Origin of the sequence: Corynebacterium sp. (genome assembly GCF_022712275.1) — a bacterium.
Taxonomy (GTDB): Bacteria; Actinomycetota; Actinomycetes; order Mycobacteriales; family Mycobacteriaceae; genus Corynebacterium.
In genome coordinates this window covers 1-26,551 of record NZ_JALAGU010000049.1, presented here as the reverse complement: position 1 = coordinate 26,551, position 26,551 = coordinate 1, and the positions used below count along the sequence as shown (strand labels likewise).

Sequence of the window (26,551 nt, the reverse complement as noted above, 5' to 3'; positions counted from 1 at the left end):
TTCTGTACAAGGGGGTGCACGGGAACACACGGGAGCGCGAGGGATGCGCAGGGCGGCACCGGGGCTCTGGAACACAGGGACAGTCGGAGCTGGGAGGGGGGAGAGGCCGCGACCGGGGCAGCGGAGTGCCGACCACAGGACCGCACTACCGACCTGATGAACGACCGGTCACGGTCCACGTCCGTGCCTGCACTAGACTGTCTCACCGTGACTGATCAGACCAGCAGCAGCGCATCACGCAGCAACGAGTCAAGCGGCAACCGGGCCGACCGCCTCCCGAAGCAGTGGAACCCCACCGACGTAGAATCCGCCCTCTACCAGGGCTGGGTTGACGCCGGCTACTTCCATGCGGACGCCACCAGTGACCGTAGGGCGTTCTCTATCGTGCTCCCGCCGCCGAACGTCACCGGCCAGCTGCACATGGGTCACGCCCTCGACCACACCCTCATGGACTCGATGGCCCGCCGTAAGCGCATGCAGGGCTACGAGGTCCTGTGGCTGCCGGGCTCCGACCATGCCGGCATCGCGACCCAGACCAAGGTCGAGGCGATGCTCAAGGAGACCGAGGACAAGGACCGCTTCGACTACGGCCGCGAGGAATTCGTCGACCGCGTCTGGGAGTGGAAGCACAGGTTCGGCGGTGTCATCCAGAGCCAGATGCGCGCCATCGGCGACTCGGTCGACTGGGAGCGTGAACGCTTCACCCTTGACGACGGCCTGTCCAAGGCCGTCCAGACCATCTTCAAGGAGCTCTTCGACCGCGGCCTGATCTACCGTGCGAAGCGCCTGGTCAACTGGTCCCCGGTGCTGCGCACCGCCATCTCCGACATCGAGGTCGTCTACTCCGACGACGAGGGTGAGCTGGTCACCCTGCGCTACGGCGATGTCGAGGGCAAGGGCCCGCACGCCGATGTCGCGACCACCCGGGTCGAGACGATGCTCGGCGATGTCGCCGTCGCCGTCCACCCGGATGACGAGCGCTACAAAGACCTCGTCGGCACGACGCTGCCGCACCCGTTCATCGAGGGACGCGGCATGGTCGTCATCGCCGACGACTACGTCGACCCGGAGTTCGGCACCGGCATGGTGAAGATCACCCCGGCGCACGACCCGAACGACTTCGCCATGGGCCAGCGCCACAACCTCGAGATGCCTGAGGTCATCGACGAGACCGGCCACATCGCGGGCACCGGCACGCAGTTCGACGGCATGGACCGCTTCGAGGCCCGTGAGCAGATCCGCCTGGCACTCGACGAGCAGGGCCGCGTCCTCAAGCGCATCCACCCCTACGTCCACTCCGTGGGTCACTCCGAGCGCTCCGGCGAGGCCATCGAGCCGCGCCTGTCCGAGCAGTGGTGGGTCAAGGTCGACGAGCTCGCGAAGATGGCCGGAGACGCCGTCCGTGAGGGCGACACCGTCATCCACCCCGCCTCCCAGGAGCCGCGCTGGTTCGACTGGGTCGACGACATGCACGACTGGTGCATCTCCCGTCAGCTGTGGTGGGGTCACCGGATTCCGATCTGGTACGGACCGGACGGCGAGATCGTCTGCTGCGGTCCCGACGACGAGAAGCCGACCGGTGAGGGCTGGCACCAGGAGAGCGACGTCCTGGACACCTGGTTCTCCTCGGCACTGTGGCCGTTCTCCACGATGGGCTGGCCGGACAAGACCGATGAGCTCGCGAAGTTCTATCCGACCTCCGTGCTGGTCACCGGCTACGACATCCTGTTCTTCTGGGTCGCCCGCATGATGATGTTCGGCACCTTCGCCGACACCATCGACGGTTCCACCCTCGGTACCGGCGAGTCCGGCACGAGTGCCGACGAGCGTGGCGGACGCCCGCAGGTGCCCTTCACCGACGTCTTCCTCCACGGCCTCGTCCGTGACGAGCACGGCCGCAAGATGTCGAAGTCCCTGGGCAACGGCATCGACCCGATGGACTGGGTCCGTGACTACGGTGCGGACGCCCTGCGCTTCACCCTCGCCCGCGGTGCCAACCCCGGCACCGACCTGCCGATCGGTGAGGACTCGGCGCAGTCCTCCCGCAACTTCGCCACCAAGCTCTTCAACGCCACGAAGTTCGCGCTGATGAACGGTGCCGAGGTCCTCGGTGAGAACGAGAAGCAGAACTTCCCGGCCCGTGCGGACCTCACCGACGCCGACCGTTGGATCCTCGACGAGCTCGAGGAACTGCGCGCCCTGGTGGACACCCACCTGGACCGCTACGAGTTCGCCGTCGCCAACGAGGCCCTCTACCGCTTCGCCTGGAACGAGTTCTGCGACTGGTACCTGGAGATCGCCAAGGTCCAGATCCCGCGCGACTGGGACGCCGCCACCGATGCCGAGAAGACCCGTGGCAAGAACACCCGTCTGGTGCTCGGCCGCGTCCTCGACACGGTCCTGCGCCTGCTGCACCCGTCGATGCCCTTCGTCACCGAGACCCTGTGGACCGTCCTCACCGACGGTGCGGAGGGCTACCCGACGAGCCTTGTCGTCGCATCCTGGCCGACGCCCTCGGACACCAACGGGGGAGTGGCAGCCGACGAGGACGCCGCCCGCCGCATCGCCGACGTCGACAAGCTCGTCACCGAGCTGCGTCGTTTCCGCGCCGACCAGGGTGTCAAGCCCACCCAGAAGGTCCCGGCCCGCTTCGACGCCGCCGCCGTCGACCTCGTCGAGCAGGAGGACGCCGTCCGCTCGATCGTCAAGGTCACCGAGCCGGAGGACGGGTTCACCCCGACCGCGAGCGTCGAACTGCGCCTGTCGACCGCGACCCTGACCGTGGAGCTGGACACCTCCGGCACCGTGGACGTCGCCGCCGAGCGCAAGCGACTGGAGAAAGATCTCGCCGAGGCGAACAAGGAACTGGACCGCGCCGCGAAGAAGCTGGGCAACGAGGGCTTCCTCGCCAAGGCTCCCGAGCATGTCGTGGCCAAGATCCGTGAGCGTCAGCAGATCGCTGTCGAAGAGGTCGAGCGTATCTCCGCCCGCCTCGCCGAGCTGCCGGAGAAGTAGTGGCTGACGAAGAGAACACCAACGAACTCAACGAGGCTCTCACCGAGGACCAGCACGGCGGCTTCGGCGAGGTGAATCTCGGCGAGTCCGGCCTGGACCTGCCCATAGACCTCAACGAGCCCGCCGCGGATGAGACCCCGGTACACAACCCGGTGACCCCCGAGGATCTCGCCGCCCTGGCGCAGGTCGAGTCGGAGCTCAACGAGCGCTGGAACGAGACCCACATCGACCCGACCCTGGACCGCATCCGGGAGCTCATGGACCTGCTGGGCAACCCGCAGCGCTCCTACCAGTCGATCCACATCGCCGGCACGAACGGCAAGACCTCCACGGTGCGCATGGTCGAGTCACTGCTGCGCGCCTTCCACCGACGCACCGGCCGGACCACCAGCCCGCACCTGCAGATCGCCACCGAGCGCATCGCGATCGACGGCCAGCCGATGCACCCGGCGGACTATGTCCGCATCTGGCGGGAGATCGAGCCCTACGTCGATATGGTGGACGCCGCGTCCGAGGTCAAGGGCGGCCCCCGGATGTCCAAGTTCGAGGTACTCGTCGCGATGGCCTACGCCGCTTTCGCCGACGCCCCGGTCGACGTCGCTGTCGTCGAGGTCGGTATGGGCGGACGCTGGGACGCCACGAACGTCATCGACGCCGACGTCTCCGTCATCATGCCCGTCGGCCTGGACCACACCGACTACCTCGGCGACACGATCGCCGAGATCGCCGCTGAGAAGGCGGGGATCATCAAGTCCCGCTGGGACCGCGACGACCTGCTGACCCCGCCGGACAATGTCACCGTCGTCTCCGAGCAGGACCCGGAGGCCATGGAGGTCATCCTCAGGAAGGCCGTCGAGGTCGACTCCTCGGTGGCCCGTGCCGGTGCGGAGTTCGGCGTCGTCGAATCCGGCATCGCCGTCGGTGGTCAGACGCTGACCATCCGTGGTCTCGGCGGGACCTACGACAACATCTTCCTTCCGCTCTCGGGTGCCCACCAGGCGCGCAATGCCGCTGTGGCCCTGGCTGCGGTGGAGGCCTTCTTCGGTGCCGGGGCAGGACGCCAGCTCGACCTCGAGACTGTCCGACGCGGCTTCGCCCAGGTGCAGTCGCCGGGTCGGCTTGAGCGGGTCCGCGCCACCCCGTCGATCTTCATCGACGCGACCCACAACCCTCACGGGGCCAAGGCCCTGGCCGAGGCCGTGGACCGCGACTTCTCCTTCCGACGCCTGGTCGGCGTCCTCGGGATCCTCGGTGACAAGGACGCCCGAGGCATTCTCGCCGCCCTGGAGCCGGTGCTCGACGAGGTGGTGGTGACCCACAACGGGTCACCGCGTGCTCTGGACGTTGAAACCCTGGCCGAATACGCCCGCGATGCCTTCGGTGAGGAGCGGGTGCATGTCGCCGCGGCCCTGCCCGGAGCGGTTGAACTGGCCGTGGAGCTGGCCGAGGATGACGGCGGCTTCGACGGCGGCATGGTCTCCGGGGCCGGTGTGCTGATCACCGGCTCGGTCGTCACCGCCGGTGAGGCCCGCACCCTGTTCGGCAAGGATCCGGCATGACGTCGGTGGCTGAGCAGCAGGTGAAGCGTGTCGCCCTGTACCTCGGGTCGGCGGCCGGGAACTCCCCGGCCTATGAGGAGGCCACGGTCCGGACCGTGCAGGTGCTCGCCGAGGCCGGCTACGAGCTGGTCTACGGCGGTGGCTCCGTCGGGCTCATGGGTGTTGCGGCGGACACCGCGCTGGACGCCGGCATGCCGGTCCACGGTGTGATCACCCGTCACCTCATGGACGGCGAGACCGGTCACCTGGGTCTGGACACCCTCGACATCGTCGAGACCATGACCGAGCGCAAGGAGCGGATGGCGTCGATGGCGGACGCCATGGTCACCCTGCCCGGCGGTATCGGCACGCTCGAGGAGTTCTTCGAGGTGTGGGTAGGCCAGGTGCTCGGCGTCCACCACAAGCCGGTCGCACTCGTCGACGTGGACGACTACTGGCAACCGATGGCGGACATGCTCGACCACATGGTGGCCCGTGGGTTCTTCGCCCAGGACCACCGGGACCGCCTCATCCGGGTGGAGGATCCGGCGGAACTTCCGGCCGCGTTGGACCTGTGGACCCCTGCTGCGGCAAAGTGGAGCAGGTGAGCGAGATGAGTGACGACAACAGGCGGGGCAAGGGCCCCGAGGTCGGCCCCCTGGGCATGGGCCATGACCCCCAGATCGACCCGTTCAAGGGACTCAAGGGGATGATGGCCGGCATCATGATCATGGAGGCGCTGGCCGTCTTCCTCATCCTCCCCACCATCGGCAAGCTGTGGGACGGCGAGCATGCCACCGCCTTCAACATGACTTACATCGCGGTTCTTGCGGTGGCGATGACCGTGGCGTCCTTCCTGCAGTTCAGGTCCTTCGCCGACCCGATGAACATCGTGCTGCAGGTGCTGCTGCTGATCGGCGGCATCGTGGTGCACCCGATCGTGTTCATTGTCGCGGTGCTGTTCATCGCCGCGTGGTGGTACACGTACTACCTGCGTGGGCATCTCAAGCAGCGGATGGAGCGGGGGCTGCTGCCGGCGCAGCACGTGTGGGTCGACGAGAACAAGGACTCGCGGATGTGATACCCGCCATATAGTTGACGCGTCAACTAATCTGCGGGTATAACTGGTTGGCATGACAAGTACTCCCCGTATCGGCATCCTCGCCGGCACCGTCCGCGAAGGCCGCAACTCCATCAAGATCGCCGACTGGGCGCAGCAGACCCTCGCTGCCGCCGGTATCGACGCCACCTTCGAGGTCATCGACCTCGCCGCCCAGGAGCTGGGCAAGTTCACCTCCGCCACCCCGCCGCGCATGCACCAGGGGGCCTACGAGGAGCCGGAGCTGGCCGCCTGGTCCGAGAAGATCGCCGGCTTCGACGGCTTCATCTTCGCCACCGGCGAGTACAACGGTTCCGTCCCGGGTGTCATGAAGAATGCCGTGGACTCCCTCTTCGTCGAGTGGACCGAGAAGCCCGTCGGCTTCATCGGCTGGGGCTCCACCGGGGCATCCTCCGCCCTGGAGCACTGGCACACCATCGTCACCTTCCTGGGCATGAAGCTCACCGGTGAGGACCTCAAGCTGCCCTTCGCCGAGGTCTTCCCGGACTTCCGGTTCACCCCGGGTGACGCGCAGAATGCTGCCGTCGTCGAGCTCGGCAAGGCCGTCGCCGCCGCTGTGTAGGTATCCGGCCCGGGGACCGATCCCGGGCACGAGCTTTCCCGGTCCGGCTCCAGGGGCTGGCCCCGACCTCCGGCCCTGACCCCCCAGGTCAAACATTATGCATGCTGTAGTGTGCACTACAGACTACGGAAATGTCTTTGAACTGCGGGTTTACCGGTGGTTGATGCCGGTGAGAATGCACAATGTGACTGCACAATCTGCCACCAGTCGGTCGCAGTCGGTCACAGCCGTGACAGGCAGAGCTTCAACGCATCAGCGACGGTCTTCCACAGCAGTTCGTCGTCATTGAGATGACCGTAGGTCAGCCGGAGCGAGTACCACCCGAGGTTCCCCAGTTCGGCGGTGATCCGGGAATCTCGGTCCCGCTGAGATCTCGCCAGATGCCCCGACCCGTCATACTGCAATCCCAGCCGGTACTCGGTGATCCCCAGGTCCAGTCGGGCGACAATGCGACCTATCCCTGGCGTCCCGCCGTGGACCGGGTCGGACGCCGACCCGTCAGCATGGACGACCAGTTGCGGGACCACCGCAGGCAGTGACGGTATCGTGCCCCGCGCATTCAGGATCCGGAGCATCCGCCGTACCTTCAGCCGCATCACGGTCTCCATGGGGGAATCTGTCCCCTTGTCGGCGACGGACACAATCCGCTTCAGCGTCCGCGCCGAGAACTGGTCGCGGCAGGCATCCGGCAGGACAGTGGGGGAGAGATCGAAAAGCGCGCAGAAAGCGTCGACGGTCTGGACCATCTGGACGCCACAGTCAGTCAGCCCCGTTCCCTGGATCGGGAACCACCGGTGGTCTCCCCGCCAGACTGACTGGAGACAGTGGATCAGAGTCAGGACCGGAGGAGTTACCCGCAGGTCCGGGGTCAACGTGTCGATCTGCATATCGGGGACATTTTTCAGAGACGGCGTCCGGCGCCTGACCGTGCAGTCGTCGACATTTCTGGCGGTGCGTGGTGTGGTGTCGCCGATCATGCAGGTGTCGGCGTCATCGCAGAACCAGGGCAGGCCCCATGCATCGGCGGCTGACCAGGCCGACAGCGTCCATCCCGGATGTCGGTCGGCCTGTATCCGGGAACGGGTCAGTGCGTCGAGGTGGAACGCGTGTCCGCGGGGATGTTGACCGGCCCCACGGGCGACATCCTTGTCCGTACGCACTGAACTGACCGGTACCCACAGGCCGTTGACCTGCGTGTATCTCTCGTCCGGTGGTGACTCCCCGGGAAGGGCCACCGGCACAGGACGCGCAGTAGTGCGCAGCGCTTCGGGCTCCTCCCACGCGGACGCCACAATCTTGTCGATCTCCCCACCCCAGTACATTGATGACCCCGCCCTCTACGGTCTCTGTTCCCCTGCGCCCCCTCGGCACACCATCGGGCACCCATGATACGGGAGTTTCAGGGACGTCCGGTACCCTGTCCGGCATGACTGAACGCACTCTCATCCTCATCAAGCCGGACGGGGTCCAGCGCGGACTCGTCGGCGAGATCATCGCCCGCATCGAGCGCAAGGGCCTGACCCTGGCCGCCCTCGACCTGCGACTGACCGACCGCGCCACCGCTGAGAAGCACTACGCCGAGCACGAGGGCAAGCCCTTCTACGAGGGTCTCGTCGAGTTCGTCACCTCCTCTCCGCTGATCGCGGGTGTCGTTGAGGGCGAGCGCGCCATCGAGGCCTGGCGTCAGATCGCCGGCGGTACCGACCCGGTGTCCGCCGCCACCCCCGGCACCATTCGCGGCGACTTCGCCCTCTCCGTCGGTGAAAATGTCGTCCACGGTTCGGACTCCGTGCTCTCCGCCGAGCGCGAGATCGGGATCTGGTTCCCGGAGCTCGCCAAGTAGCGTTGCCCTTCCGACCCTCGTGGTCGCGAGATCTGCCACCCCTCAGGTCACTGTCCGGGTCTCCCGGCGTCCTGAGGGGTGGCAGAATTCTGTCTGGACAGGCTTCTTTCAGGTCGCCGGGCGCGCAGGGTCGGCTGCGTCAGCCGCGCCGGTCCCGCTAAGGCTGATCCAGTCGACCCGTTCACCGGACCGCTCCCGCTCAGTGACAACGACGAGTTTGTCCCGGGCAGCGAGGTCGGCGATGGTCTCCGAGACCTCGTCGGCGCTCATCCCCATGGCCTCCGCCTCGTGAATGAGTGCGCTGCGGTTGACCTGACGTCCGGAGGGGACGGCGTTGAGGCTGAGGAGCAGTCGGCTCATCGTCCGGACGCCGTGGCCGGTGGGGACCGGGATGTTCCTGGTGCGGTCGGTGGTCAGCGTCCACCATATGAGCGCACAGCCGGTGCCGACGGTGACGACACCTGCCCAGATCCACCCGAGCACGTCGTCCTCGATGGTCCGGCCGAAGGTCAGGGCGGCGTACACCAGTGTCACGGTGACCATCGGCGCCCACGTATCGAAGGCGCTGCGGTGAGGCATTTCGGCATCCGGTGTCATCGGGGCGTGGTCGTTGAGACGGAAGCCGCGGCGCCGGTTGCGGACGGTCAGCAGTGCCCAGCCGATCAGCATGAGGGCGAGGAACGTCCAGGTGACGGCGATGTCAGCCAGAGGGGAGGCGGAGAGTCCGGCGACGATCGTGGTCAGTGCGGAGAGCCCGACACGGAGAGAGATGGCTGAGGACATTGCTCCAGGGTATCCGGAGACTGTGAATGGCCGATGGTCCGGAGAAGAAAATCACGGTGTGAGGTAGCCGATGCCGTGTGCAACAAAGGTCTTGCCGGGTGTTGTGACAGAATGGTCGATGGACGTGCAGCACCTGTCAGGCAACACAGAGCCGATGAACCGGAGTGCGCACCTCCGAGAAGAGCTTCCAGACATCAATATTGCGGCGTCCCGGCCCACGAACGACCGACGCTCGGTGAGAGGCAGCGACATGCGCCCGCCGAATTGATGGACGCCGCGCCCGTACAAGGAGAACAGTGGCTAAAACCAGCCAGGAACTTGCGGCATCAGCCGCGGGAATCACAATCGAAGACATGGGGGAGAAGGTCCGCGTCCACGCGCTGGCCAAGGCCCTCGACGTGCCCAGCGCCGAACTGGTGCAGGTGCTCACCGCGCAGGGGATCGAGGGCAAGCGTGCCACCTCGACTCTGCCGAAGGCCCAGGTCGGGGAGCTTCTTACCGCCCTGACAGCTGCCGGTGCCCCGGCGGAGGCCGGGAAGAAGACTCCGGCGAAGCGGACCCGCAAGGCTGCGCCTAAAAAGGCCGCTGCAAAGAAGACCACCGCGAAGAAGGCTCCGGCCAAGAAGGCCGCAGCCGAGGAGGCCTCCGCCGAGGACGCCCCGGTCGAGGCTGCGGCTGCGGAGAAGAGCGCAGAGAAAGCTGCGGCGAAGAAACCGGACACGCGGGCTGCGACCGCGAAGAAGACTCCGGCCAAACGCACCCGCAAGACCACCGCCAAGAAGGCGACGCCGAAGAAGGTCGAGCCCACGCAGGACACCGCTGTGAAGGAGGAGTCGACGCAGCACGCCGTCGCTCAGGGCGCGGCACAACAGGCTGACGTCACAACGGCCGAGCCCGGGAAGACGAGCGCCCGGAAGTCTCCCGCGAAGAAGACCACGGCGAAGAAGTCGGCGGCAAAGAAGACCACTCCGAAGGACGGGGAATCGTCCGCCCCGGCTGTTTCTGAGCAGGCCGCTGAGCCGGTCGCCGAGCAGGCCACTGCACCGACCGTCGAGGAGAAGCCGGCGACGAAGACCACGTCGCGTCGGCCGCGTCGTGGACGCAAGGCCGCCGCTGCGGCGAAGACCGAGGCGGCCGCCGACACCGCATCCTCCGCCGACACCGCATCCTCCGCCGACACCGTGGACGATCTCATCGACCGCATCGCCGGATCGGTGGAGGCTCCGGAGGACGCGAAGCCCAGGCAGACGGCATCCAAGAAGAGAGCGAAGCAGACCGGGCCGAAGAGCGGGAAGGCGGCCGAGCCGAAGACTGAGGTTGTCGAGGCTGCTGAGGCCACTGAGGCCACTGAGGCCTCTGAGACTTCTGAGACCGCCCAGTCTCCCGAGGCGGAGAGCCCTCGACCGGTGCGTCGTCGCGTCGTGCGTCGGGTCGGTTCCCGCAGTGCCGCGTCGGACGCCGAACTTCTGCGCAACCGCAAGGCTGAACAGCGCCGCGCCGCCGAGGCCGCCGCCGGGCAGTTGACGGAGAAGACCGACGGGAAGGCGGAGCAGGCTGAGAGCTCCGAGGACGACACCGCGTCCGCCCAGCCCTCCGGCAACCGCAGCCAGCGTCGCGGCCGTCGGGGTCGTGGCCGCGGCCGCGGTGACCAGGACCGCCAGAACCAGGGCGACAACCGGAACGAGCCGGTCACCCAGGCTTCCGAGACCACCGACCAGGCACCCGAGACGTCCGAGACGTCCGAGGCGCCCGAGGCTCCGCTGGAGCCCGCCGACGATCACGGCGTCCCCGGTGGCCTGCCGGTGCTCACCGAAGGCGCGGAGGTCGTCGACGAGCCGGTGAAGCTCAGGGGCTCCACCCGCCTGGAGTCGAAGAAGCGCTGGCGTCAGGAACAGGGCCACGACAAGAAGAAGGTCGTCAGCAAGGCCGAGTTCCTCGCCCGTCGTGAGAACGTCGACCGCTCGATGGTCGTCCGCGACTCCGAGCGCTCCGACCACCCCGGCACGACCACCCAGGTCGGCATCACCGAGGACGGGATGCTCGTCGAGCACTTCGTCACCAGTGAGACCCAGACGTCGATCATCGGCAACATCTACCTGGGCCGCGTCCAGAATGTGCTCTCCAGCATGGAGGCCGCCTTCATCGACATCGGAACCGGACGCAACGCAGTCCTCTACGCCGGTGAGGTCGACTGGCGGAACAAGCACCTGCACACCCGCACCCGTCGCATCGAGGCCGCGCTGAAGCCCGGCGACCAGGTTCTCGTCCAGGCGATCAAGGACCCGCTGGGCCACAAGGGTGCCCGCCTGACCAACCGCCTGAGCTTCGCCGGCCGCTACCTCGTGTACGTGCCCGGCGGCAAGACCCAGGGCATCTCCCGCAAGCTGCCCGAGTCCGAGCGTAAGCGTCTCAAGGAGATCCTCGGCCGCGTCGTCCCGGACAACGGCGGCACGATCATCCGGACCGCCGCCGAGGGTGTGTCCGAGGAGCTCATCGCCGAGGACGTCAACCGCCTCCACCAGCGTTGGCTCGATATCCAGGACGCCGAGGAGAAGGCACGGGCCCGCAAGGGCTCCCACCCGGTGACCATGTACGAAGAGCCGAACATGCTCGTCAAGGTCATCCGCGACATCTTCAACGAGGACTTCAACGAACTCGTCGTCGACGGCGAGAAGTCCTGGGCGGTCGTGCGCGACTACGTCCACCGGATCGCCCCGGACCTGGAGTCTCGCGTGGTGCGTTACCACCCCGAGCAGCACGGTGGACGCGATGTCTTCGAGGACCGTCAGCTCGACGAGCAGCTCGCCAAGGCGCTCAGCCGCAAGGTCTGGTTGCCGTCCGGCGGCTACCTCATCATCGACCGCACCGAGGCGATGACCGTCATCGACGTGAACACCGGCAGCTTCGTCGGCTCCGGTGGAAACCTCGAGGAGACCGTCACCCTCAACAACCTCGAGGCCGCCGAGGAGATCGTCCGGCAGATGCGTCTGCGGGACATGGGCGGCATGATCGTCGTCGACTTCATCGACATGGTCCTGCCGGAGAACCGCGACCTCATGCTGCGTCGTCTCAGCGAATTCCTCGGTCGCGACCGGACCCGTCACAAGGTCTCCGAGGTCACCAGCCTCGGCCTGGTGCAGATGACGCGCAAGCGCCTCGGCACCGGACTGCTCGAGACGTTCTCGACCGAATGCCCGACCTGCGAGGGACGAGGCGTCATCATCCACGATGACCCGGTCGAGCACGTCGAGGAGGAGGACGACCGTCACGAGCGGCGCGACCACGGTCACCGCTCCGAGAAGCGTCAGGCCCGCGACCAGCAGGAGACGCGGCGGCGGCACGAGAAGAACCGCGAGGACGCCACCTCCGACCGTCCGGCGAAGAACGGACAGCAGGAAGTTCCGGCTATGGAGAGATCCGAGGAGAACCGGGAGTCCGGGGATCCGCAGGAGAAGCGCCCCGGGTCCGGCCCGTCGCAGGGCAGGTCCCGACGGACCCGTCGTGGATCGCGCGCCGGTGGCCAGGCAGATGAGAAGGCACCGGAGCAGTCCCGGTCGAAGGCAGAGACCAAGTCCCAGCCGAAGGCTGAATCCGAGGCCGCACCGGAGCACTCCGGGGAGTCCCAGGGCTCCCGTCGTGGACGCCGTCGCGTGGTGCGTCGCAACGAGACCGGTCAGCCGGAGCAGTCGCGTCATGACAACCGCGGTGCCCGTGAAGACCGTGGCTCCCGTGGTGCAGGCAGTGCCGGTCGTGCCGGTCGTGCCGGTCGTGCCGCCGGTGATGTCGCCGCGATCGCCGCACAGGCGGTGCAGCACGCCGGGATCGAGGATCCGGACGAGCCCACCGGTGCCGACTACGTGCCGAATGAGCCGCAGGAGACCGTATCCTCCCCCGCATCCGCCCCGGAGGTTGCTCCGGAGTCGGGCACGGACCGTCGTGGTCGTCGCCGGGTGCGCCGCGTGGTGCGTCCTGCCGAGGGGCATGCCCCCGAGCAGAAGGCAGATGAGAAGAAGCAGCCGCAGCGGAGGACCCAGCCGAAGACCCAGCCGAAGACCCAGCAGAAGTCTGAGCCGACGGCGGAGTCGAAGGCCGCTACCGAGGCCCCGTCCGTCGGACAGAGCTTCGCTGAGGCGAAGGCCGAGTTCGACGCCTCGCCGCGTCGTCGTCGACGGACCCGGGGCCGCTCCCGGTCGGACGTCGCCCCGCAGCCCGCCGACTTCGCCGGTGCGGGGTCGACCCCGGAGGCGGCGTCCTCCCCGGAGCGGGTGGAGAAGTCTCAGCCTGGGGTTGAGGTCTCCGCGCCGCGGTCGAAGGCACCGAAGAAGTCGCAGGAAACCCCGGTGACCAGCGGTGCACCGGCGTCCCGGCGAGGTCGCCGTCGGGTGGTACGCAGCAGTCGTTAGGGCACACAGACCCGGACGGCGGGGGGATTTTGTCCTTCCCTGTCCGGGCAGGTAGTCTTGAGCGGTCGCTGTTCGACTGTCAGTGCTGTGTGCCTTCAACGGGTGCGCGGGACATTCCGGCCGCCGGATCCACGGATCCAGGTGCCGGCCGCACGAGGTCGAACGCAGTGAAAGCAAGTTAGTCCAGTCAGTCCGTTTCCTCGGAACTCTCCGGTTCTCCGGCAGAGGGTGGGGGAGCTGCCTGAGCCGAGTAGAGAAACAAAGGGGCAGCCCTTCCATGTACGCGATCGTCAAGACCGGCGGCAAGCAGTACAAGGTTGCCGAAGGTGACCTCGTCAAGGTCGAGAAGATCGAGGGAGAGTCCGGCGCAGCCGTGGCACTCACCCCGGTTCTCCTCGTCGATGGCGCGGACGTCACCTCCGGCGACGCCCTCGCGGGCAAGACCGTGAACGCCGAGATCGTCGAGCAGACCAAGGGGCCGAAGATCAACGGCATGCACTACCGGAACAAGACCGGTTACAAGCGCCGTTACGGTCACCGTCAGAAGCAGACCGTCCTCAAGGTCACGGGCATCAAGTAACTTCACCGACCGCTGCGACGTTACGCGGCGGCGAACTTTTCCGAGGAGGGAAAAGACATGGCACACAAGAAGGGTGCTGCTAGCTCCAGCAACGGTCGCGATTCCGAGTCCAAGCGTCTCGGTGTCAAGCGGTTCGGTGGTCAGCAGGTCAAGGCCGGCGAGATCCTGATCCGTCAGCGTGGAACCTCGTTCCACCCGGGTGAGAACGTCGGCCGTGGTGGCGACGACACCCTGTTCGCCCTCAAGGCCGGCGCGGTGCAGTTCAGCACCCGCCGCAACCGTCGACTGGTGAACATCGTCGAGGAGACCGAGACCGCCGAGGCCTAGTCCTCCGAGATCTCCAGACGCCCCGGTGGTGTCGGTCCCACAGGCCCCCGTCAGCTTCGTGCTGGCGGGGGTTCCGTGCGTCTCCGGGGCAGGAGTGTGAGGTCGCTTGCTCGTCTTTCCTCCTCCGCATACGGAAGTAGTGCCGGGAAGTCGGGATCCTCGTCTGAGACCGACCTGTCGGCACTACAACACGACAGGAAGTCAGCGCGGCCCTCGACGATGCTGATAGCAAGGGCAGCCTATGGTAATTTCCGCGGTCATGACGCTTCCGACCTTTCCGACGCTCCCGACCCTTCCGACCCTTCCGACCCTTCCGACCCTTCCGAACGGTGAACAGCCGTCAGCCATGAACCGTCCCGTCACCCGTCGTGCGTTCCTCGGCGGCACCGTCGGTGTCGCGGCCCTGACCCTGCTGGCCGCCTGCTCGGGCGATGATGACGCAGACAATGACGCTGCCACCGGGGCGTCCTCCGACAGTGGGAACCAGACCACCCGCATCGTCGCGCTGAACACCGGGCACCTTGACCACCTGCTGCTGCTCGGCATCGTGCCTGTCGGCCTCGGTGTCGCCAAGTCCGCCAACGGCGACCCCAGCGGTATCCCGGACTACATCTACGACCGCTTCGGAGACACCTACGACCTGGACGCCATCGAACAGGTCGGCCTGCGTTCTGAACCCGACGTCGAGAAGATCGCGACCCTGGAGCCGGACCTCATCCTGTCCAACGACCGCGCCGACGAAGCACTGCTCACCCAGCTCCGGGCGATCACCACGGTCGTCACCACCAACGGTGGGTCCGAACTGTGGAAAGAAGACCTCGGGATCCTCGCCGACGCGGTCGGTAAGCGTGAGGACGCCGATGGCCTGCTCGCCACCTACGAGAAGAACGCCTCCGACTGGGCGGAAGAGCGGGGCAGTGGCGCCGTCGTCTCCCTGGTCCGAGGCCGCAACGACGAGTACATCCTCACCGGCCCCAGTTCCCTGTCCGGCAGTGTGGTCGAGGACGCCAGTCTGACGCGTCCCGATGGGCAGCAGTTCACCGACACCGCCAACCACGATCTCTCCGTGGAGAACACCGACCAGCTGGACGCGGACTATCTCTTCTACTCCTTCGACGGCGGTGCGGAGTCGCTGACGGGCTCAGTGTCCTGGAGCAGTCTGGAGGTCGTCAAGGACGGCCACGCCTACGCCGTCGACATGGACGCCTGGTTCCTCAACGCCTCGCTCGTCGCCGCGGAGTACGTCCTCGACGACCTGAAGCACAGGATCGGCAGCTGAGCCCCGCAGCCGACCGCTGAGCGGGGACTAGGGCGCCCGCTGAACGCGGGGTACACTCAGCCGGTACGCGTCTGCGTCTGGTCTGTGCTTTCTACCTGGAGGGGAATCCCACCAATGTCTACCCGCTTCGTCGACCGAGTCGTCCTGCACCTGCAGGCCGGCGACGGCGGCAACGGCTGTTCCTCGGTCTACCGCGAGAAGTTCATCCCGCTCGGCGGTCCGGACGGCGGCAACGGGGGACACGGTGGCGACATCATCCTCGAGGTCGACCCGCAGGTCCACACGCTGCTGGACTTCCACTTCCACCCGCACATCAAGGCAGGGCGAGGCAGCAACGGTGCCGGGGACCACCGCAACGGTGCCCGTGGCGAGGACCTGATCCTCCGGGTACCCGCCGGCACCGTCATCCTCGACGACAAGGGTGAGATCATCGCCGACATGGTCGCCAAGGGTCAGCGCATCATCGTCGCCGCCGGCGGTCACGGTGGCCTCGGCAACGCGGCGCTGGTCTCCCGAGCCCGCAAGGCCCCCGGCTTCGCTCTGCTCGGTGAGCCCGGTGAGGTCAAGGACATCACCATCGAGCTGAAGTCCATGGCGGACGTCGGACTCGTCGGATTCCCCTCGGCCGGTAAGTCCTCCCTGGTCAGCGTTCTGTCTGCGGCGAAGCCGAAGATCGCTGACTACCCCTTCACCACGCTGCAGCCGAACCTCGGTGTGGTCGATGTCGGCCATCGCGTCTTCACCATCGCCGACGTGCCCGGACTGATCCCCGGGGCGTCGCAGGGCAAGGGTCTGGGCCTGGACTTCCTGCGGCACATCGAGCGCACCGCCGTGCTCGCACACATCGTCGACTGCGCCTCGCTGGAGGCCGAGCGCAATCCCGTCGACGATATCCGTGCCCTGGAGAACGAGCTGGCGGACTACCAGTCCGAGCTGTCCGAGGACGCCGGGCTCGGCGACCTGCGCGACCGTCCGCGTGTCATCGTCCTCAACAAGATGGACATCCCCGACGCCCGCGAGATGGCCGAGATCATCCGTCCCGAACTCGAAGAGGAGTTCGGATGGCCGGTCTTCGAGATCTCCACGGTCGCGCACCAGGGTCTGGAGCCGCTGAAGTACGCGCTCATGGACATCGTGGAGCAGCACCGGAAGGACCACCCGGTCGACGTCGCCCCCGCGCAGGTCATCACGCCGAAGAACCAGCGTCGCAAGGGCACCGCCAAGGTCTCCTTCGAGGTCAAGCCCGACCCGCAGGCCGGTCCCGACGGTGGCGCCTGGATCATCGAGAGCTCCGATCTGGAGCGCTGGATCCGGCAGACCGACTTCGAGAACGACGAGGCCGTCGGCTATCTCGCCGACCGCTTCGCCAAGGCCGGTGTGGAGGAGGCGCTCTACAAGGCAGGGGCGATCGAGGGCGACGACGTCACCATCGGCTGGGCGACCTTCCAGTGGGAGCCACAGACCGCCGCCGGCGTCGATCTGCTGCCTTCGGGACGCGGCACCGACAAGCGTCTGGAACGCACCGAGCGGGCGAGCGCCGTCGAGCGCAAGCGGGCCTCCCAGGCGCGCCGCGGTCTTATCGATGAGCTGGACTTCGGCGACGGGGAAGAGGCTTCCCGAGACCGCTGGGAAGGTTAACGGTAAAGTTAGGGGGCATGTCTGACACCGACGTGCAGCCTGACCCTTCCGACCCCTTCTTCGCGAACCCTGTGTTCGGGACGGATAACATCCATCAGCCAGGTCCGGTCATTCCGGCGACGGCGAAGGAGTTCCCTGACCCCGACCTCTCGCTCGACGATCCTGAGTACGGGCACCGGTCGACCGCGAGACGGACGATCCGTGACGCCAAGCGTGTCGTCGTGAAGATCGGCTCCTCCAGTCTCACCGATGAGACAGGGAGTGTGAGCCCCGAACGCATCGACCTCATCGCCGACGCCCTTGAAGCCCGCATGGACCGCGGGACCGACATCATCGTCGTCTCCTCCGGCTCCATCGCCTGCGGCATGGGACCGCTCGGCCTGAGCCAGCGTCCTACCGACCTCGCCACCAAGCAGGCCGCCGCGTCCGCCGGCCAGGTCCTGCTCGCCCAGGAGTGGGCGCGCAGTTTCGCCCGCTACGGCAGATCCATCGGCCAGGTCCTCCTCACTGTCGCCGATGCATCGCGCCGTGACCGTGCGAGAAACTCCCAGCGGACCATCGACCGACTGAGACAGCTCGGCATCGTCCCGATCGTCAACGAGAATGACACCGTCACGACCTCCTCCGCCACCTTCGGCGACAACGACCGTCTCGCCTCCCTGGTGAGCCACCTGACCTACGCGGATGCCTGCGTACTGCTCTCCGATGTCGCCGGCCTCTACGACCGCAACCCCGCCGAGCCGGACGCCAAGTTCATCGCCGAGGTCCGTTCCCACAGTGACCTGCGTGGCGTCATCGCCGGTGACGGCGGACGCCTGGGCACCGGAGGCATGAGCGCGAAGGTCTCGGCCGCGCGCCTGGCGTCCCAGGGCGGCATCCCGGTGCTGCTGACCTCCACCGAGAACATCGGTGCCGCGCTCGACCAGGCCATGGTCGGCACCTGCTTCTGGCCCGCCGAGGACCGCCTGTCGGCGTGGAAGTTCTGGATCCTCTACGCCGCGGAGGCCGAGGGTGTGCTGCACATCGACGGCGGTGCGGCCCAGGCCATGGAGCACCACAACTCGCTGCTGCCGGTGGGCATCACCAAGATCACGGGTGACTTCACCTCCCGTGCGGTGGTGGACATCGTCGGGCCCGGCGGCTACCTCATCGGCCGCGGCGAGGTGAACTACGACGCCGCGACCCTGGCCGGCCTCATGGGCAAGTCCAGCGCCGAACTGCCGGACTTCGCGCAGCGTCCGGCGGTGCACGTCGACAATCTGTCGACCTACGCCAACCGCCTGTCGCGGGACTACGGGGCGACCCGCTAGGCGTCCCGCCGGACGATCTCACCGGGGGATCCCCTGGATTTGTTCAACAATTCCTGGGACAGGGGACGGTACCTCGCGTAGGCTGGGGCACCATGAGCACCTCCAGTACGATCACCTCCGACTCCACCGGACTGACCGCCGAGCGCACCGCAGAGCGCGCCGAGGTCCTCGCCAAGGCCACCACGGCCCGCGAGGTGTCCCAGCGTCCACCGCTGACGACCACCGAGAAGAACACGATCCTCCTTGCCGCCGCCGACGCTCTCGTCTCCCGCAGCGCGGAGATCCTCACCGCCAACGAGCAGGACATCGACGCCGGCCGTGAGCGCGGTATGGACGAGTCCCTCATCGACCGCCTCCGGCTCACCGCCGAGCGGGTCGAGGGCATCGCCGGAGGACTGCGTCAGGTCGCCGACCTGCCCGACCCGGTCGGCGATGTCGTCCGCGGCTCCCGCCGCCCCAACGGACTCGAGATGCGCCAGGTGCGCGTCCCGCTGGGCGTGATGGGCATGGTCTACGAGGCCCGCCCCAATGTCACCGTCGACGCTTTCGGTCTTGCACTGAAGTCCGGCAATGTGCCGCTGCTGCGTGGCTCCAAGTCCGCCCTGCACTCCAACACCGCTCTCGTCGCCATCCTCCAGGATGTCCTCGAGGCCCACGGCCAGCCCCGTGAGACCGTGCAGCTGCTGCCGTGCGACACCCACGACTCGGTCCAGGACCTCATCACCGCCCGCGGCCTGGTCGACATCGTCATTCCGCGTGGCGGCGCCGGCCTGATCAACGCCGTCGTCACCGGCGCGACCGTGCCGGCCATCGAGACCGGCACCGGTAACTGCCACTTCTACGTCGACGCCTCCGCCGATGTCGAGGAGGCCACCCGTCTGGTCGTCAACGGCAAGACCCGCCGCTGCTCGGTGTGCAACGCCACCGAGACCGTCCTGCTGGACGCCAGCCTTTCCGCCGAGGACAAGAAGCACGTCCTCACCACGCTGCAGGACGCCGGGGTCACGCTCCACGCCGACCTCGCCGAGCTCTCCGGCCTGGACCTCGGTGGCGTCGTCGCCGCCACCGAGGCCGACTGGGAGGAGGAGTACGGCTCCTTCGACATCGCCGTGAAGATCGTCGACGGTGTCGAGGCGGCCGCCGACCACATCCGCCGGTATTCCACCGGTCACACGGAAGCGATCGGCGCGACGGACATCCGCGTCACCCAGTACTTCACCGCCAACGTGGACGCCGCGGCCGTCATGGTCAACACCTCCACCGCCTGGACCGACGGTGAGATGTTCGGCTTCGGTGCCGAGATCGGCATCTCCACCCAGAAGCTGCACGCCCGTGGTCCGATGGGGCTGCCGGAGTTGACGAGCACCAAGTGGATCGTCACCGGCGAGGGCCAGGTCCGGCCGTAGCCGCGTCGCCGGATCCACAGGACTGTGGAGCCTGAGGGGTCATAGGCAGCGTGCCCGGGCAATATATGTAGCCTGGGGAACATGAACAGCACCGTGAAGCCTGTCGTGGCGTCCGGAGTGTCGGTTGCCGCTGCTCTGGCCGTAATTCTCACGGCAGTGCCCGCGGCATACGCGGGAGCGGGTACAGCGACCGGACAGGCCGACGGGACCTGCCCGTCCACTGTCGTCCTCGCCGGTCGCGGCAGCGAGCAGAACCACGTCACCTACCCGGGCGGACCGCTGGCGCGGTACTCCAACGGCTGGGAGGGCGAGCCCGTGTCCAACCTCCTCACTTTCACCCTCGCCGAGCACCCGGAGATCCTCGACGACGGCACCACGCAGATCATCGGCATCACCGACGAGCACTACCCGGCACGCTTCCCGCTGCCGAAGTCCGTCGCAGACGTCACCCCGGCGGGTCTGGTCCAGTCCGCGCAACTCACCACGGACTCCGTCATCCGCAGCTTCACCGGCGGGCAGACCCAGGTCGATGACTGGGAAGCAACCACCGGGTGCCGGCCGGACTACATCACCGTGGGCTACTCCCAGGGTGAACTGCCGATGCTCGGCGTCCAGCGCGATCTGGCGGAGGAGGGACGCCTGCGTGGCGTCCTCGCCTTCGGAAACCCCCTGCACCACCTCCCCGGTGCCCGGGGCTTCCCCGGTGTGCCGCGTGACGTACCCTCGCTGGACTACTGCGTGCCCGATGACGTGGTCTGTGATACGAGCGTCCGCTCGGCCTTCCTCGCCCTGACCGATCCCGATGACGCGGGAGTCCATGCCGACTACTTCGAGGACGCCGTCGCCGGCGGTCCCTCGGCGGGGGACCGGCACGTCGCCGACACCCTCGCGGACTGGCTCAGCCGGTGAATCAGCTGATGAACAGGACCAGCGGCCCGTCGTAGAGCACGGCGGCGAGCAGTCCGGCCACGGTCACACCGATCACGACCGGGATCTCGGTCACACCGACCTTCTTCGGCGTCCACCCGGTCTTCGGTTCGGCCGAGGTGGCGTCCTTCGGGACGGCGTAAGAGCGCCACAGTGCCCAGCCGAAGACCACTACGGCCAGCAGCCACGGCAGGATCCCCATGTGCCCGGAGGTCACCGAGCAGAGCACCACGACCAGGGACACCGCGTGGAAGACCATCGAGCCGATCCACCACGCGCGGTCACCCTTCTTGCGGATCATCGTCTTCACGTAGAGCACCGTGCCGACCTGGTACAGCGCGAGCCACACCAGCGACCACCACATGACCGCCGGCAGGGAGTCGACAACCTCGGCGGTGAACAGGTTGCGGGTCAGCGTCACCCCGTCGGAGACCGGCTGGGACGCACCGACGCCCACGCTCGCCAGCACGGCGATGAGGAAGGCGGAGGCCACGGTCTCGGCCGCACCGGCGATGAACGAGCGGGGTGTGCCACGGTTGGTCTCCATCAGCGCGATGGCGGTCAGCGGCACGAAGATCACCGCCCACCACAGCAGATGCGGCTGCAGCAGGACCGCGCAGAGCACGGCGACCACCGTCACCGCGCCGTAGACCAGGGTCGGTGTCTTCGCGGCGTCCAGGATGCGCCTGTTACCGGAGGACCGTGCCTGCAGCCACTTCCCACCGGCGAAGAAGGCCAGGTAGCCGACGACCCAGGCCACACCGACCGCGAGGGCGGTGAGTACGGCGCCGATGCCCGCATGGAAGCCGGAGCCGAGCCCGCCGGCGTCGGAGACGATGGAGCGGAGCGTCCACAACCAGGCGACACCGACAATGAGGGGGGCGATGATCATGGGCCAGGCACCGTGCTGGTCGGGCCGCCAGAAGCGTGAGGAGCGGGACGTCATGGTGATTCAGCGTAGCCGTCCGATAGGCTCTGTGGTCGTGAACACACCCACAATCGGGCAGGGCAGGTCCGGCCAGCCGCGGCGCATCGGCGTCATGGGCGGAACCTTCGACCCGATCCACAACGGACACCTGGTCGCGGCCAGTGAGGTCGCCGCGCTCTTCGACCTGGATCTGGTCATTTTCGTGCCCACCGGGCAGCCCTGGCAGAAGAAGGACCGGTACGTCTCGGAGGCGGAGCACCGCTACCTCATGACGGTCATCGCGACCGCCTCGAATCCGCGGTTCAGCGTCTCCCGGGTGGACATCGACCGGCCCGGGGCGACGTACACCGTCGACACCCTCAAGGACATCCAGCAGCATCACCCGGACGCCGAGTTGTTCTTCATCACCGGGGCGGACGCGCTGGATCGCATCGTCACCTGGCGTGACTGGGAGGAGGTCTTCCACCTTGCGCACTGCGTCGGTGTGACCCGCCCCGGCTATGACCTGGCGGACGCCGGCGAGCAGCTGCGCGCCCAGGTCGACGCCGACCGGCTGAGCCTGGTGAACATCCCGGCGATGGCGATCTCCTCGACGGACATCCGGGAGCGTGCGTCCGAGAAGTGGCCGGTCTGGTACCTGGTGCCCGACGGGGTGGTGCAGTACATCGCCAAGACCGGGATGTACCGGAACACCGAAGAGGTTTACCCGTCCTACTCGCAGGGGAATCCGGACGCGGAACCGGATGTGGACTGGGGGACGCACCGGTTCCCGCCCGGTTGGTTCTGACAACCCGGCTCCTACGGGTAGAATTACGCAACGGATATTTCTGCACCGACCCTCTACCTACCCTGCACCGACCCTGCACCGACCCTGAAGGAACTCACTGACCGTGACCGCCAGCTCCGAAGCCATCAACCACGCAGGCATCGCCGCCCGTGCCGCCGTCGAGAAGTTCGGTGAGGACATCGCCGTTCTCGACGTCACCGGCCGTATGCCGCTGGCGGACATCTTCGTCCTCGTCACCGGAGACAACGAGCGCATGGTCGACTCGATCGTCGACGAGATCGAGGCGGAGCTCTCCGAGCAGGCCGGCATCAAGCCGCGCATGCGTGAGGGGCACCGTGACGGCCGGTGGGTCCTGCTGGACTACGGCACGATCATCGCCCACGTGCAGCGCCGCGAGGAGCGCGAGTTCTACGGACTCGACCGTCTCTACCGCGACTGCCCGACCGTCGATGTCGAGGGCATCGAGCAGTCCGACCGTGGTGCATGGGCGGAGAACCTCGACGTCAGCGAGCTCGCCGAGCTCGACCGGCTGGACCCGCTGCAGGCTCAGAGTGTCGACGAGCTGCCGCTGGCCGGTCCGGGGCCGGACGCCGACGAGATCTAGGTCAGGAGACCTGTCATGGCGGCAACAGCGGGATCACCAGCGCGTCCGGAGCGTCGTCTCCTGCTGATCCGTCATGGCCAGACCGAGTACAACAAGGCCGGCCGGATGCAGGGGCAGCTCGACACGCCGCTCAGTGACGTCGGCCGGTCCGAGGCCACCCGGATCGCCGAGGGGCTGGCCGACTGGCCGATCGGCACCGTCGTCTCCTCCGACCTGGAGCGCGCGGTGGACACCGCCGCCGCGCTCGCCGGGGCGCTGTTCCCGGAGACCCGCCGGTTCACGACGGACCCGCGGCTTCGGGAGACCGACCTGGGAGAGTGGTCGGGGTGTGCCCACGAGGACGTGGACGCGAGCTTCCCGGGCGCACGGGCGCACTGGCGGCTCAACCCCCGCTGGGCACCGCCGGGTGGGGAGACCCGCCTGGAGGTCTCGGCACGGGCGGCGGAGGTCGTCGCCGAGCTGATGGCCTCGGACGCCTGGGACCGGGGTGCGGTCGCCCTCATCGCCCACGGTGGCACGATCTCCGCCCTGACCTGCCGTCTGCTGGGAATCCCGGTGGAGCACTACACGATGCTCGGCGGACTGGGCAACACCCGTTGGTCGCAGGTCGTCGCCCGTCCCTCGGACGCCTGGGCTCCTGGTTCGGGCACGCCCTGGTGGGAGAACCCGCGCTGGTTCCTTGAGGGCTGGAACGTCGGTGTGTCGATGCCGTCGCCGGTGGCAATCGTCAACGCTGACGAGGGTACGGACACCGACGGCGAGCCGGACACCCCTGAATCCTCAGGTGGTGCGGCATGACGGTGCATGTGGTCACGGATTCCACGGCCTGCCTGCCGCCCGCACTCGCGGAAGAGTACGGCATCACGGTCCTGGAGATCCACACCCGTGGAAAGATCCCCACGAAGAGCCCGGCGGTTGAGGATGCTGGGCCTTCTGAGCCTTCTGAGCCTTCTGGGCCTTCCGGATCCTCTGAGGCTCCGGACGCTGCCGACGGCAACCGGGATGAGACTGAGACCGGTAGCGGCACTGGGGTTGCTGCCACGGACACTGCCACGGACACTGCCACGGACACCGGAGCAGAGGACGCCGCGTCCACCGAGGACAGCGGTGATTCTGATGACACCGAGAGCACTGACGACGCTGACGGCAACGGTGATTCGGGCGACTCCGACGATGCCGGGAAGCCCGAGGAGGACGCGCCCACGACGGCCGGCCTCGGCCCACTGGAACTGACCGCGGCCTATGCCCGGCTGCTTGAACGTGGCGGTGACGAGGGAGTTGTCGCGCTGCACCTGTCGCGGGAACTGTCGTCGACCTGGACTTCGGCCACGCAGGCCGCCGGTGTCTTCAACGGGCTGGTCAAGGTGCTGGACACCCGTTCTGCCGGAATGGTGCTGGGCCAGGCGGCGATCGCTGCGGCCCAGGCCTCCGCGGCCGGTGGTTCGCTGGACGAGTGCACGGCGGCTGCGCAGCATGTCCTCGACGGCGCAGAGGTCTGGTTGTACGTCCACCGGCTCGACGCCATGGCCCGCGGCGGCCGCCTGTCCACCGCACAGCGGCTCCTGTCGACGGCGCTGGCCATCAAGCCGATCCTGCATCTGGCCGGCGGAAAGATCGAGCTTGCCGCGAAGACCCGTACCCAGTCCAAGGCGATGGCCCGACTCGTCACCCTCGCCGAGAGTGCCTACCGCACCGCCGCCACCCCGGCTCCCGGGCCGGAGCCGGTGGAGGACAGCAAGGACGCCGCGCCGGTCATCGACGAGGAGTCCACGGGTACCGCAGCGGAGACCGTTGACGTTGCCGACGCCCCAGAGACCGGGGGTGTTCCGGCCGACACCGACGACGGTGAGTCCACCGACGCCGCCGGTGGCACCGATGAGGCCACAGCCGAGGGAGCCGGGGAGGACAACGCTGCGCCGGATAACGCTGCGTTGGACAACCACGACGAGGGGCGTCCCCGCGTCTTCACCTTCGGCGGCGACCACAAGTCGCGGCTGCGCAAGCGCAAGGAGGCTCCGGTGCCGCTGTCCGAGCTGCCTGCGGTGCCGATGCACCTGGACATCCACCAGGCAGGCTGTCCGGAGATCGCCGAGGACCTGCGTGCGACACTGCGCGCCGATCTGCCCGACTGCGTGGTGATTTCCGTGGTCGATCTCTCTCCGGCACTGATAGTCCACACCGGCCCCGAGGCCATCGGTATCACCCTCGTCCACGGCTGATCTCCGGGCCGGATCACGGACGATTCCGGGCCCTGCAGTGTGATGTCTCAGGGCATCGTGGCCGGAACCCCTACCGGTGGGCAGATTCTTCACCGGTGGACTGTGGTTGCGCTCCCTGCCGGCAGACGAGAGTGCCGGATGTCAGACAAGAATGCCGGGGTCTGCCGGTCGGTGCGACATTCTTGTCTGCCGCTGTGACGGTTCGTAGGCCCGTGCGGCAGTCCCGTCTGCCCGAGCCCGTCCGCCTGCGGAACACGTCCGCAGCTCCAGGCAGCTCCCCGCCCGAGGATGTGCCGGCGAACCACCGCGTTGCGGCACTGCACCCGACACCGGTGCGGCGGGGCCAGGCAACTCACCGGACGTGTCATCACGTGGCCGCCGGACGTGTCACCGTTGTCCTGGTACATCACGTTCCGGGATCTGCCGGGCAGGTGCTCAGAATCGTCCCTTTTTCTCCTGGGGACGCCGGGTGAGGCTGCCCGGAGCGGACGGGGAAGACCGCAGGAAAATGCTGTTGATCTGTGGTTTTCCTGCATCCTGCTCGAGCCCGCGGCATCCTGGAAAAAGTTTGTCCACAGGGGCCGAGTTATCCACAGGGGCCTGGGCTTTTGTGTTTCCGGGGGACCGGGCGGCAGCGCCACCGTGGTTGGCTGTTTTGCATGGACGGAGACGCAGAACGCAATGGAGAGCTGAAGGGCCGCACACGACGTGCCACCGGCTCGTTGAAGGCCAGGATTGAATCCCTGGTCCAACCGGTGCCGGGGCATGAGCTGGCCGATGTCCGTTTCGAGCGTCGGACCGCGATCGGTCCCCGGTCCGCCCGTGCGTTGACCATCATTGTCGCGGCTGTCGCAGTCGCGCTCGGAGGAGGGATGCTTATCGGACTGTTGAGAGGCGGAGGTGGCGACGGGGGAACGGTCGCCGTGGCGGGGCTTTCGCCGACCGGAGCAGGACAGCTGACGGGAACCCCCCGTTTGACGGAACCCTCGTCAGCTGACCGCCCGGAGATGGACAACGACGGGGACGGGGGCACCGGGGGTCCAGGGGACACAGACGAGACGGTGGTGATCGCGGTCCAGGGGCTGGTGGACCGCCCGGGGCTGCACACCGTCGATGCGGGGACACGGCTGGGTGAGGTACTCGACCTCGCCGGTGGGGTGCGGCCGGAGGTGGGACTTGAGGGGATCAATCTCGCCGAGAAGGTGGTCGACGGTCTGCAGCTGGTGGTGGACGCAGAGGGGCCCCGGGTGACGTACCCCGGGCAGGCGGTGCAGGCAGGCGG

General features: G+C 67.5%; 21 protein-coding genes and 1 pseudogene. 19 read left to right on the top strand and 3 right to left on the bottom strand.

Annotation, left to right across the window (positions count from 1 at the left end; all coding sequences use genetic code 11):
• Positions 1–207 precede the first annotated feature (207 nt).
• Genes Q0A27_RS11600 through Q0A27_RS11580 form a run of 5 tightly spaced genes read left to right on the top strand, consistent with a single transcriptional unit; the run spans position 208 to position 6,235 of the window.
• A complete protein-coding gene (locus Q0A27_RS11600; RefSeq protein WP_291475642.1) occupies positions 208–3,015 on the top strand; it encodes a valine--tRNA ligase in 2,808 nt (935 codons plus the stop codon).
• On the top strand, positions 3,015–4,574 hold the full coding sequence (locus tag Q0A27_RS11595) for a folylpolyglutamate synthase/dihydrofolate synthase family protein (RefSeq protein WP_291475641.1): 1,560 nt from the start codon (positions 3,015–3,017) through the stop codon (positions 4,572–4,574). Before Q0A27_RS11600 ends, Q0A27_RS11595 begins: the two co-directional genes overlap by 1 nt.
• On the top strand, positions 4,571–5,161 hold the full coding sequence (locus Q0A27_RS11590) for a TIGR00730 family Rossman fold protein (protein WP_291475639.1): 591 nt from the start codon (positions 4,571–4,573) through the stop codon (positions 5,159–5,161). Before Q0A27_RS11595 ends, Q0A27_RS11590 begins: the two co-directional genes overlap by 4 nt.
• Before the next feature lie 5 nt (positions 5,162–5,166).
• Positions 5,167–5,634, top strand: coding sequence for a DUF4233 domain-containing protein (locus Q0A27_RS11585; RefSeq protein ID WP_291475637.1), 468 nt, complete (start codon positions 5,167–5,169; stop codon positions 5,632–5,634).
• Positions 5,635–5,686: 52 nt separating this feature from the next.
• Complete coding sequence (locus tag Q0A27_RS11580; RefSeq protein ID WP_291475635.1) at positions 5,687–6,235, top strand: NADPH-dependent FMN reductase; 549 nt, start codon at positions 5,687–5,689, stop codon at positions 6,233–6,235.
• Positions 6,236–6,456: 221 nt separating this feature from the next.
• On the opposite strand, the gene Q0A27_RS11575 is transcribed toward Q0A27_RS11580, so the two are convergent.
• Positions 6,457–7,557: a hypothetical protein gene (locus Q0A27_RS11575; RefSeq protein WP_291475633.1), complete on the bottom strand. Its 1,101-nt coding sequence runs from the start codon at positions 7,555–7,557 to the stop codon at positions 6,457–6,459.
• 104 nt (positions 7,558–7,661) lie between these two features.
• Here Q0A27_RS11575 and ndk point away from each other — a divergent pair, with 104 nt between their 5' ends.
• The gene (gene ndk, locus Q0A27_RS11570) at positions 7,662–8,078 is read left to right on the top strand and encodes a nucleoside-diphosphate kinase (protein ID WP_014009459.1); all 417 of its coding nucleotides are present in this window, start codon (positions 7,662–7,664) and stop codon (positions 8,076–8,078) included.
• Positions 8,079–8,186: 108 nt separating this feature from the next.
• On the opposite strand, the gene Q0A27_RS11565 is transcribed toward ndk, so the two are convergent.
• On the bottom strand, positions 8,187–8,861 hold the full coding sequence (locus Q0A27_RS11565; RefSeq protein WP_291475631.1) for a hypothetical protein: 675 nt from the start codon (positions 8,859–8,861) through the stop codon (positions 8,187–8,189).
• 353 nt (positions 8,862–9,214) lie between these two features.
• On the opposite strand from Q0A27_RS11565, the gene Q0A27_RS11560 reads away from it, so the two are divergent.
• The 8 genes from Q0A27_RS11560 (at position 9,215) to Q0A27_RS11525 (ending at position 20,713) form a co-directional block, all read left to right on the top strand.
• Positions 9,215–13,264 (top strand): translation initiation factor IF-2 N-terminal domain-containing protein, encoded by a 4,050-nt coding sequence (locus Q0A27_RS11560; RefSeq protein ID WP_291475629.1) that lies wholly within the window; start codon positions 9,215–9,217, stop codon positions 13,262–13,264.
• A gap of 277 nt (positions 13,265–13,541) precedes the next feature.
• Positions 13,542–13,844: a 50S ribosomal protein L21 gene (gene rplU, locus Q0A27_RS11555; RefSeq protein WP_291475627.1), complete on the top strand. Its 303-nt coding sequence runs from the start codon at positions 13,542–13,544 to the stop codon at positions 13,842–13,844.
• A 57-nt stretch (positions 13,845–13,901) separates the two neighbouring features.
• Positions 13,902–14,171, top strand: coding sequence for a 50S ribosomal protein L27 (rpmA, locus tag Q0A27_RS11550; RefSeq protein ID WP_014009463.1), 270 nt, complete (start codon positions 13,902–13,904; stop codon positions 14,169–14,171).
• A gap of 346 nt (positions 14,172–14,517) precedes the next feature.
• On the top strand, positions 14,518–15,450 hold the full coding sequence (locus Q0A27_RS11545) for an ABC transporter substrate-binding protein (protein WP_291475621.1): 933 nt from the start codon (positions 14,518–14,520) through the stop codon (positions 15,448–15,450).
• Positions 15,451–15,564: 114 nt separating this feature from the next.
• Positions 15,565–17,088 carry a GTPase ObgE gene (obgE, locus tag Q0A27_RS11540; RefSeq protein ID WP_291475620.1) on the top strand — a complete coding sequence of 508 codons (1,524 nt, stop codon included), beginning with the start codon at positions 15,565–15,567 and terminating at the stop codon, positions 17,086–17,088.
• 17 nt (positions 17,089–17,105) lie between these two features.
• Positions 17,106–18,398, top strand: coding sequence for a glutamate 5-kinase (gene proB, locus Q0A27_RS11535; RefSeq protein WP_291475619.1), 1,293 nt, complete (start codon positions 17,106–17,108; stop codon positions 18,396–18,398).
• A 92-nt stretch (positions 18,399–18,490) separates the two neighbouring features.
• The gene (locus tag Q0A27_RS11530; RefSeq protein ID WP_291475618.1) at positions 18,491–19,804 is read left to right on the top strand and encodes a glutamate-5-semialdehyde dehydrogenase; all 1,314 of its coding nucleotides are present in this window, start codon (positions 18,491–18,493) and stop codon (positions 19,802–19,804) included.
• An 81-nt stretch (positions 19,805–19,885) separates the two neighbouring features.
• Positions 19,886–20,713: a hypothetical protein gene (locus tag Q0A27_RS11525; RefSeq protein WP_291475616.1), complete on the top strand. Its 828-nt coding sequence runs from the start codon at positions 19,886–19,888 to the stop codon at positions 20,711–20,713.
• Position 20,714: 1 nt separating this feature from the next.
• Here the strand turns inward: Q0A27_RS11525 and Q0A27_RS11520 are convergent, their stop codons facing one another.
• Positions 20,715–21,677: a YwiC-like family protein gene (locus tag Q0A27_RS11520; protein WP_291475614.1), complete on the bottom strand. Its 963-nt coding sequence runs from the start codon at positions 21,675–21,677 to the stop codon at positions 20,715–20,717.
• Between the two features lie 37 nt (positions 21,678–21,714).
• Here Q0A27_RS11520 and nadD point away from each other — a divergent pair, with 37 nt between their 5' ends.
• From nadD to Q0A27_RS11490, 5 genes and pseudogenes are all read left to right on the top strand, one after another.
• Positions 21,715–22,446 (top strand): nicotinate-nucleotide adenylyltransferase, encoded by a 732-nt coding sequence (nadD, locus tag Q0A27_RS11515; RefSeq protein ID WP_367273324.1) that lies wholly within the window; start codon positions 21,715–21,717, stop codon positions 22,444–22,446.
• Positions 22,447–22,549: 103 nt separating this feature from the next.
• The gene (rsfS, locus tag Q0A27_RS11510; protein WP_291475610.1) at positions 22,550–23,050 is read left to right on the top strand and encodes a ribosome silencing factor; all 501 of its coding nucleotides are present in this window, start codon (positions 22,550–22,552) and stop codon (positions 23,048–23,050) included.
• Between the two features lie 15 nt (positions 23,051–23,065).
• Complete coding sequence (locus tag Q0A27_RS11505) at positions 23,066–23,848, top strand: histidine phosphatase family protein (RefSeq protein ID WP_291475608.1); 783 nt, start codon at positions 23,066–23,068, stop codon at positions 23,846–23,848.
• Between the two features lie 392 nt (positions 23,849–24,240).
• A pseudogene (locus Q0A27_RS15065) lies at positions 24,241–25,269 on the top strand (DegV family protein); the annotation flags it as partial.
• Positions 25,270–25,928: 659 nt separating this feature from the next.
• Positions 25,929–26,551 (top strand): SLBB domain-containing protein (locus Q0A27_RS11490; RefSeq protein ID WP_291475607.1); only part of this gene is annotated, 623 nt, incomplete at its 3' end.

Coding starts and splice junctions, on each gene's coding strand:
- Q0A27_RS11575 (WP_291475633.1), bottom strand. CDS start 7,557: ATGTACTGGGGTGGGGAGATCGACAAGATTGTGGCGTCCGCGTGGGAG.
- obgE (WP_291475620.1), top strand. CDS start 15,565: ATGTCTACCCGCTTCGTCGACCGAGTCGTCCTGCACCTGCAGGCCGGC.
- Q0A27_RS11580 (WP_291475635.1), top strand. CDS start 5,687: ATGACAAGTACTCCCCGTATCGGCATCCTCGCCGGCACCGTCCGCGAA.
- Q0A27_RS11590 (WP_291475639.1), top strand. CDS start 4,571: ATGACGTCGGTGGCTGAGCAGCAGGTGAAGCGTGTCGCCCTGTACCTC.
- Q0A27_RS11520 (WP_291475614.1), bottom strand. CDS start 21,677: ATGACGTCCCGCTCCTCACGCTTCTGGCGGCCCGACCAGCACGGTGCC.
- Q0A27_RS11545 (WP_291475621.1), top strand. CDS start 14,518: ATGAACCGTCCCGTCACCCGTCGTGCGTTCCTCGGCGGCACCGTCGGT.
- Q0A27_RS11560 (WP_291475629.1), top strand. CDS start 9,215: ATGGGGGAGAAGGTCCGCGTCCACGCGCTGGCCAAGGCCCTCGACGTG.
- Q0A27_RS11565 (WP_291475631.1), bottom strand. CDS start 8,861: ATGTCCTCAGCCATCTCTCTCCGTGTCGGGCTCTCCGCACTGACCACG.
- Q0A27_RS11525 (WP_291475616.1), top strand. CDS start 19,886: ATGAACAGCACCGTGAAGCCTGTCGTGGCGTCCGGAGTGTCGGTTGCC.
- proB (WP_291475619.1), top strand. CDS start 17,106: ATGTCTGACACCGACGTGCAGCCTGACCCTTCCGACCCCTTCTTCGCG.
- ndk (WP_014009459.1), top strand. CDS start 7,662: ATGACTGAACGCACTCTCATCCTCATCAAGCCGGACGGGGTCCAGCGC.
- rpmA (WP_014009463.1), top strand. CDS start 13,902: ATGGCACACAAGAAGGGTGCTGCTAGCTCCAGCAACGGTCGCGATTCC.
- Q0A27_RS11530 (WP_291475618.1), top strand. CDS start 18,491: ATGAGCACCTCCAGTACGATCACCTCCGACTCCACCGGACTGACCGCC.
- rplU (WP_291475627.1), top strand. CDS start 13,542: ATGTACGCGATCGTCAAGACCGGCGGCAAGCAGTACAAGGTTGCCGAA.
- Q0A27_RS11505 (WP_291475608.1), top strand. CDS start 23,066: ATGGCGGCAACAGCGGGATCACCAGCGCGTCCGGAGCGTCGTCTCCTG.
- Q0A27_RS11585 (WP_291475637.1), top strand. CDS start 5,167: ATGAGTGACGACAACAGGCGGGGCAAGGGCCCCGAGGTCGGCCCCCTG.